At 64.7% G+C, this 7,956-nt stretch carries 8 protein-coding genes; 5 read left to right on the plus strand and 3 right to left on the minus strand.

The annotated features are described in order from the left end of the window. Nucleotides 1-96: 96 nt before the first annotated feature. Together tatB and tatC are read left to right on the plus strand one after the other, a co-directional pair. Nucleotides 97-564: a Sec-independent protein translocase protein TatB gene (gene tatB, locus AC1D1P_RS09400; RefSeq protein ID WP_477672776.1), complete on the plus strand. Its 468-nt coding sequence runs from the start codon at nt 97-99 to the stop codon at nt 562-564. Nucleotides 565-634: 70 nt separating this feature from the next. Beyond that, on the plus strand, nt 635-1,435 hold the full coding sequence (gene tatC, locus AC1D1P_RS09405; RefSeq protein ID WP_477672777.1) for a twin-arginine translocase subunit TatC: 801 nt from the start codon (nt 635-637) through the stop codon (nt 1,433-1,435). A gap of 130 nt (nt 1,436-1,565) precedes the next feature. On the opposite strand, the gene AC1D1P_RS09410 is transcribed toward tatC, so the two are convergent. Next, entirely contained in the window at nt 1,566-2,723 is a 1,158-nt protein-coding gene (locus AC1D1P_RS09410) for a S1C family serine protease (protein WP_477669856.1), read from the minus strand. A 243-nt stretch (nt 2,724-2,966) separates the two neighbouring features. On the opposite strand from AC1D1P_RS09410, the gene AC1D1P_RS09415 reads away from it, so the two are divergent. Then, nucleotides 2,967-3,572 carry a chalcone isomerase family protein gene (locus AC1D1P_RS09415; RefSeq protein WP_477672778.1) on the plus strand — a complete coding sequence of 202 codons (606 nt, stop codon included), beginning with the start codon at nt 2,967-2,969 and terminating at the stop codon, nt 3,570-3,572. Between the two features lie 34 nt (nt 3,573-3,606). Then, nucleotides 3,607-4,368 (plus strand): Nif3-like dinuclear metal center hexameric protein, encoded by a 762-nt coding sequence (locus AC1D1P_RS09420; RefSeq protein ID WP_477672779.1) that lies wholly within the window; start codon nt 3,607-3,609, stop codon nt 4,366-4,368. A gap of 17 nt (nt 4,369-4,385) precedes the next feature. On the opposite strand, the gene AC1D1P_RS09425 is transcribed toward AC1D1P_RS09420, so the two are convergent. Further along, nucleotides 4,386-5,735, minus strand: a complete 1,350-nt coding sequence (locus AC1D1P_RS09425) for a hypothetical protein (RefSeq protein WP_477672780.1) — start codon at nt 5,733-5,735, stop codon at nt 4,386-4,388. A 235-nt stretch (nt 5,736-5,970) separates the two neighbouring features. On the opposite strand from AC1D1P_RS09425, the gene pdxA reads away from it, so the two are divergent. Further along, nucleotides 5,971-6,981 carry a 4-hydroxythreonine-4-phosphate dehydrogenase PdxA gene (pdxA, locus tag AC1D1P_RS09430; protein ID WP_477672781.1) on the plus strand — a complete coding sequence of 337 codons (1,011 nt, stop codon included), beginning with the start codon at nt 5,971-5,973 and terminating at the stop codon, nt 6,979-6,981. Nucleotides 6,982-7,155: 174 nt separating this feature from the next. Here pdxA and mscL read toward each other — a convergent pair whose 3' ends face one another. Then, nucleotides 7,156-7,581 (minus strand): large conductance mechanosensitive channel protein MscL, encoded by a 426-nt coding sequence (gene mscL, locus AC1D1P_RS09435; protein ID WP_457279696.1) that lies wholly within the window; start codon nt 7,579-7,581, stop codon nt 7,156-7,158. Between the last annotated feature and the right edge of the window lie 375 nt (nt 7,582-7,956).

Genomic DNA, 7,956 nt, shown 5'->3' on the forward strand with positions numbered 1-7,956 from the left:
CGCTCAGGCCGCTGACAAAACGACAATCGACGTCGAAGCCAAGCAGAAGTCTTGAGCGCAATCATCTGACGCAACCTTCCAGCGACACCTTCTGCAGTGATTGATCTAGGCATCTCCAAAATGGCGCTCATCGGCGCCGTGGCGCTGATCGTTATCGGCCCGGAGAAACTGCCGCGCGTGGCGCGCACCGTGGGTACGTTGCTTGGTAAGGCGCAGCGTTATGTGGCCGACGTCAAAAACGAGGTCAACCGCTCCATGGAGCTGGACGAGCTCAAGAAAATGAAAGAAACCGTCGAGGGAGCCRCCCGCGACGTCGAGAACTCCATCCAGACCAACGCCAGCGATTTCGAAAAATCCTGGGCCGAGGCCACGGGAGAGTCGTCCTCCGGCGCTTTGCCGGGCATGGAAATCTTCCCCGAGTACAGGCACCCGAAAAAGAAGTGGCGGCTCAAGCAGGGCGCGACACCGCAGTGGTACAAGGCCCGTTCGGGCGTGCGTACCAAGGCCCAGTCCGGCGCGGCCCGCGTGGCGCGCTTCCGTCCGCAGCCGGGCCGCATGCCTTGAGCTGCTTTTCTGCTGATTCCTTCCTGTTTGCGTGCCTCCCCGCGCAGCCCCACCAGCGCAAATTCCCCTCATGAGCGATCCCCACACCGACAAGCCCGACGAACTCGCGGGCACCGAACAGCCTTTTGTGCAGCACCTCGTGGAGCTGCGCGACCGGATGATCAAGGCGGTGATTGCCATCGGCATTGCGGCCGCCGTGCTGGCGGTGTACCCCGGCGCCAGCGCCCTCTATGACCTGATGGCCGCACCGCTGGTGGCTACGCTTCCCAAGGGCGCCACGCTGATCGCCATCAGCGTGATCACGCCGTTCGTGGTACCCATCAAGATACTCTTCATGGCCGCCTTCATGATCGCACTGCCGGTGGTGCTGTACCAGGTGTGGGCCTTCGTCGCGCCGGGCCTGTATTCGCATGAGAAAAAACTGGTCATGCCGCTGGTGGTTTCCAGCACCCTGCTGTTTTTCATCGGCGTGGCGTTTTGTTATTACTTCGTGTTTGGCCAGGTGTTTGCCTTCATCCAGAGCTTTGCGCCCAAGTCCATCACGGCTACGCCGGACATCGAGGAATACCTGAGCTTCGTGCTGGGCATGTTCCTGGCGTTCGGGCTGGCCTTTGAAGTGCCGATTGCGGTCATTTTGCTGGTGCGCATGGGCATACTCACCGTGGCCCAGCTGCGCCAATACCGCGGCTATTTCTGGGTGATTGCCGCCATCGGCACCGCCCTGGTCACGCCGCCCGACGCCGGTTCCATGATCATGCTGCTGATGGTGGTGGGCGGGCTGTATGAGGTCGGCATCCTGGCGGCCCTGTTGTTCGTCAAGCACACCAAGGTGCCAGAGACCGACAGTGACACCGAAGCGGCCAAGCCCTGATTTTCCGCCGGGGCTGTTCAAAAAACCTTGGATAAAAATGGCTGCAGCCCAATATGGCCGGGCGCAAGCAGCTATTAACTCAATAGCACCTTCGCATTGATGGCTGCGGGCTCCCCGCCGCCCCGGCCGGTCAGCGCTGCTGAACCTTGGGCCGCTGGCGCTTGCCGGGCGTCACCGGGATCTCGGTCTGCTTGTCCTTGCGCAGCACCGTCAACGGCGCCGGCGTACCGGGCTTGAGGGCTGCCACAGCGGTCAACAACTGGCTCACGTTGCGCACGCCCTTGCCGTTCACGGCGGTGATCACGTCGCCGGGCAGAAGGCCGGCCTGCGCGGCCGGGCCGTTCTGCAGCACGCCGGTGATRATGACACCACCCTCTTTGGCCGCAGCCGCCGGAAGGCCGAATGTTTCAGCGAGTTCGGGGTTGAGGTCCTGCGGCTCCACACCGATCCAGCCCCGTGTGACCTGGCCGTCCTTCACGATGCCGTCGAGCACCAGCTTGGCGGTCGACACCGGGATGGCAAAACCAATGCCCATGGAGCCGCCCGAGCGCGAATAAATCGCGGTGTTGATGCCCATCAGGTTGCCGTTCACGTCGACCAGCGCGCCGCCCGAGTTGCCGGGGTTGATGGCGGCGTCGGTCTGGATGAAATTTTCAAAGGTGTTGATGCCCAGCTGGTTGCGCCCCAGTGCGCTCACGATACCGCCGGTGACCGTCTGGCCCACGCCAAACGGGTTGCCGATGGCCAGCACGGCGTCGCCCACCTGCAAGGCGTCGGAGTTGCCCAGCACGATGACGGGCAGCTTGTCCAGGTCGATCTTGAGGATGGCCAGGTCGGTGTCCGGGTCGGTGCCTATGACCTGTGCTTTTGCCTTGCGCGTGTCGTTGAGGATGACTTCGATCTCGTCGGCGCCTTCCACCACGTGGTTGTTGGTCAGGATGTAGCCGCTGGCGCTGATGATGACGCCGCTGCCCAGTCCGCCCTGCGGTTCATTGGGGCTCTGGTCGCCGAAGAAAAACTTGAACCACGGGTCTTCGGCATGCGGGTTTTTGGCAGCGGCCTTGCTGGTGTTGATGCTGACCACAGCCGCCGAGGCAATTTTGGCCGCCGACGCGAAGCCGCTTCCGGCGCCGCCGCTGCGCGGCGCGCTGCCGGCCGGGGCCTCGATGACGGACACGCCCGGCATATTGCCGCGGTCCAGCCACTGCGGCTTGAGCGTGGCCACCACGAAGTAGGCCGCCAGCAGGACGGTGACGGTTTGGGAAAAAAGAAGCCAGGTGCGTTTCATGAGGCGTGAAGGTCGGCGTGCCGGTACGAAGGTGCGGAAGACGAAATGGGGCGGGAATCCGGGGCGGCACAGGGCCGGAAGGGGCGCGGCGCCAACTGATGGAGTTTATCGCTTCGGGTTCCCGCTCGCTGTAAGGAAGCACGCCGGCTGGCTCCGGTACCATGTTCCCGGCTGCCGCAAGGCCGCAGCCGCGGGCAGCCTGAACCGCTGCCCGCGGTCAACAACCATAACGGAGGTGACAACATGCATCAGTGTTCAAGGCGGACCTGGCTCGCGCGTGGCGCGGCCGCATTGACAGCGGGTTCGGCGGGACTGGCATTGCCGGTTCTGGCCGCACCCACGGCGACGAAATTTCCGGCCAGTGTGGTGGCGCAGGGCACCACACTGCAGCTCAATGGCGCCGGCACCCGCTTCAAGGCCATTTTCAAGGTCTATGACATGGCCCTGTACACGAGCCGCAAGGTCTCGTCGGCCGACGAGGCGATGAAGCTGGGCACGCCCATCCGCCTGGCTTTTGTGGCGCTGCGCGAAGTCTCCGGCACCGACCTGGGCCGGCTCTTCCTGCGAGGCATGGCCGACAATTCAAGCCGCGACGCTGTCAGCCGCCACTCGGTGTCGAGCAACCGTTTGATCGATATCTTCTCGGGCCGCAGCAAGCTGATGCCCGGCGATTCGTTCGCGATGGAGTTCATGCCGGGCAAGGGCACCAGCTTTTTCATCGCCGAGCAGCCGCAGGGCGCAGCGRTCGGTGATGCGGAGTTCTTTCGCATGGTGCTGGGCATCTGGCTGGGGTCCGTTCCGGCCGACTTCATGCTCAAGGACGCCTTGCTGGGCCTCGAGAAAAGCTGATCGTCCTGAGGCAGCGCCCTGAGACAATGGGGCCATGAGCACCACACGACAGGACTTGCTGCAGGCCTTTGACACGCTTTTGCAGCCCGCGCGTTTCAAGGACTACGGCCCCAACGGCCTGCAGGTCGAAGGCAAACCCTTGGTCGGCAAGATCGTCTCCGGCGTTACCGCCAGCCTGGCGCTGATCGAAGCGGCGATTGCGGCGCAGGCTGACGCCGTCTTTGTGCACCACGGCCTGTTCTGGCGCGGCCAGGACGGCCGCGTCACGGGCTGGATGAAGCAGCGCCTGGCCATGTTGCTGGCGCACGACATCAACCTCTATGCCTACCACCTGCCACTGGACGCGCATCCCGAGCTCGGCAACAACGCCCAGCTGGGCTTGCAACTGGGCCTCACGGCGACGGGGCGATTCGGCGAACAGGACCTGGGTTTTATCGGTGGGCGTGTCGACGGAGGGCAGTTTTCAGATGCCGGCGCACTGGCAACACATGTGGAAAAAGTGCTTGATCGGGCTGTAACCAAAGCAGGACCAGCGCAAGCAGCTATCAAAAACATAGCATGGTGCACAGGCGGCGCGCAGGGGTATTTTGAGGCGGCGATTGCCGCAGGCGCCGACGCCTTCATCACCGGCGAGATTTCCGAACCCCAGGCGCACTACGCGCGCGAGATGGGCGTGGTCTTTATTGCCTGCGGGCACCACGCCTCCGAGCGCTACGGCGCGCCGGCCGTGGCGGCGCAGGTTGCCACGCAGCTCGGCCTGGCCCACCAGTTCATCGACATCGACAACCCGGCCTGAAGCGTTTCTTGCGGGGATCAGGCCGGCTTGTGGCGCTGCCGCCCGGTTCGGCTGGCGTTGGGGCTGGCGTTAGGGCCGGCGGGTTTGGCCCGCAGCGGGGTTTGCGGCGCGGCGTTTCGCAGCGCATGCCAGCTGGAGCCCAGCTCGGCATGCTCCACCGGCACGGCGGTGCGGGTTTCCGGGTCCAGCAGGGCGGCGCGGGAGCGCATGGCGCGGGCAGCCTGCGCCACAGACTGCGCTTCGTGCAGCAGCTGGGCGACGTCCTTGCCGGCGACCGACAGATGAACGATGCCGACGGCAATGTCCGGCTTGATCCGGGCGCGCCCCCCGCCCAGGGCCGTCACGTCCATCGGCCGGCGCAGGTCGGAGGCCACGCGCAGGCCCAGTGTGCGTATCCAGCGCGGCGAATGCATGGTTTCCAGCAGCACGACAAAGCAGCGGTCATAGTAGCGGCCGGCCGGGTTGACGGCGCCGGTGTGGCGCTGAATGCGGCGCGCCATCTGGATGTAGATTTCGTTCAGGCCGGCCTGGCCAATCTGGGGCAGCAGGCCTTCGGGCTCGAACAGCAGCACGGCCATCAGCGCGCCGTCGCGCCGCGTGCGCAGACGCCGGCGCTGCGCACGGATGATTTTCTGCACCATCGCCACGCCGTCATAGAGCTGGGTGATCGGGTCATGCCCCGACGCTTCGCCGTGCTTCAACTGCCGGGTCTGCCGGTTGCGCAGCCACAGCATGGCGGCCGTGATGACCACACTGAGCAAGGCTGCCATAGCCACGCCGGCCTGCAGCGGCAGTGAAAACCGGGTGGGGCTCAGCGCCAGGCCGTACAGACCGATCTGCGCGGGCAGCGTCAGCAGGCAGCCCAGCGCCAGGCCCCAGGCCAGCCGGTCACCGAGTTGCGTGGCGCGAACCGACAGCCACAGCACTACGGAAAGATTGACGACGGCGAGTGTTGCCGAGGCGGGCAGGGCCCACTGCGGCTCCAGCAGCAGGCAGAGCGGCCCGCCGGCGATGCAGACCAGCGTGATGGTTAGCAGGCTGACCTTCATCAGGTGGTCGCGCTGGTGGGCCGACAGCCATTTGCTGGCGCCGAAGCTGCCCATCGACGCGCAAGCCGGCCCGACAAGCAGTTGCGCAATGCCCAGCGACTCCTTGCCGTCCGGCCAGAGCTCCATGGGCAGGCCGCTCAGCAGCATCACCACCAGCCAGCAAAGCGCGAGGTAAGCCAGGGTCTGCCAGGCAGCGCGGGTGCGGCTGTAAAGGGCATCGGCCAGGGCCAGCAGCAGCACCAGGCCAAGTGCGCCGGCCGCAGCACTCCACAGCATCATTTCACCGTCGGACATCAGGACGGGCATGGCAGCATTCATGGCAGGCTGATGTCCTGTGCGCCGGCGAGCTGCCGCTGCGATGTGGTTTGCGCCAAAATACCCCCAGCATGCATCTGACCGACCCCCCTGAATTCATTGATCCGGCGCTGYGCTGTGCAGCCGGTGTGTTGACCTGTTTCTTTGTGATTATGGGGTTTCCTGTAACCAAATGCACCCTGTGGCCGCAATTCACCGCGGCGGCGCCCGGCTTGTGAACAAGCCGCTGCTCATCACCATGGGTGACGCCGCCGGCATCGGCCCGGAGATCATCGCCAGGGCTTTTCGCGACGCGCCCGTTGAAATGGCGGGCTGCGCCGTGGTAGGCGATGTCGCCACGATGCGCCGCGCTGCCGCGCTGACAGCGTCCCCGCTGGCGCTGCCGGTGGCCCGGCTGGACGCCCTGGCCGATGCGGCGGGGGTGCCGCCCCATTGCATCGGGGTGTTGCAAAAATGCGAGTTGGAGACCGTGCCTTACGGCCAGGTCAATGCGCGGGCGGGCCAGGCTGCGGCTGACTGCATCGTCTGGGCGGCGCGCAGCGTGCTGGGTGGCGAGGCATGCGCCATGGTGACGGCGCCCATCCACAAGGAGGCACTGGCGGCGGCCGGTGGCTGGGTGGCCGCTTTTCCGGGCCACACCGAAATGCTTCAGGCCGAGGCGGCCGCTTTTCTGGGTAAATCGGCGGCGGACGTGCCGGTGCGCATGATGCTGGCCAACGATGAACTCAAGACCGTGTTGGTAAGCATTCACATGTCACTGCGGCGCGCCATTGAGGCCGTCACCTTTGACAACGTGTTGCAGACCTTGCGCATCACGCACAGCGCGGTGGCTGCCAGCCTGGGCCGGGCACCGCGCATCGCGGTGGCGGGGCTGAATCCGCACGCCGGTGAAGGCGGACTGTTCGGCAGCGAAGAGCAGGCCATCATCGCGCCGGCCATCGCTGCCGCCCGCGCGCAAGGGCTGGATGTGAGCGGTCCCTTCGCACCCGACACGGTGTTCATGCGTGCACGCCATGCTGTCGGCAAACCCGGCGAGTTTGACGTGGTGGTGGCGATGTACCACGACCAGGGGTTGATCCCGGTCAAATACCTGGGCGTGGAGCAGGGCGTTAACGTGACGCTGGGGCTGCCGCTGGTGCGCACGAGCCCCGACCACGGCACGGCGTTTGACATCGCCGGCACGGGGCGCGCGGACGCATCCAGCTTGCTGGCGGCTGTTCGCATGGCGCGCCAGCTTGTTGCCGGCTGAAAATTCAAGCGAAATCGGGCCCTGGCCCAATAGGAGCCTGCGCAAGCAGCTATTAAATCAATAGCATAGCCATGCCTTCGCAAGCGGGGGCCGCGGTCTGGCTTTGCCAGCCGCAAGGCGCCGTCCCCTGTAGGGGAGAGGCCCGCTACACGAAGTGAGCGGGCAACAGGGGGGTTACTTTTTTAGACTGTCGCGGATTTCGCGCAGCAGCACGATGTCTTCAGGTGGCGCGGCGGGCGGTGGTGCGGCTTCGTGGTGACGCTTGAGCCGGTTGATCTGCTTGACCATCAGGAAAATGATGAAAGCCAGGATGACGAAGTTGACGCTCACCGTCAGGAAGTGGCCATAGGCAAAGACCGGGACCCCAGCCTTTTTGAGGGCTTCAAGCGACATGTCGGTGCCCGGCGGCACAGTGCCCAGCAATACGTACATGCTGGAAAAGTCCAGCTTGCCGAAGACCAGGCCCACCAGCGGCATGATCAGGTCGCTCACCACGGCGTCGACGATCTTGCCGAAAGCGGCGCCAATGATCACGCCTACGGCCAGATCGATCACATTGCCCTTGACGGCAAATTCCTTGAATTCCTGCATCATTCCCATGAGTCTCTCCTGTTATTGGTAGCGGTTGCCGGCCGTACCGGCGTTCTGCAAAAAATGATTATGAAGGCTGGCCGTGTTTTCGGGCGGTGCGAAAGGCGCGGCTTGSAACAAAGTATGCGAAGGCGGCCGGCTGCCTTAAAAACGGGCACTTCCGGCCCAGCCATGCGGGCTGCCGCCGCCCGGGCCGGGCCCTCCGCCTTGAAAAACGACATCGCGCTCCGCTACAATTGCGGGTTGACCCCACTAAGCCTCCCACCAAGCCTATTTCAAGCCAGTTCTTGAAGGACTCTCATGACCCAAGCAAGCGAAGCAAGCGCGAACGGTGTGCCCCACGGCGCCCCCGTCGATAAAGATAAAAGAAACTGGCTCGTGGCC

The sequence above is a fragment of the Polaromonas sp. P1_E1_2 genome (genome assembly GCF_056406035.1).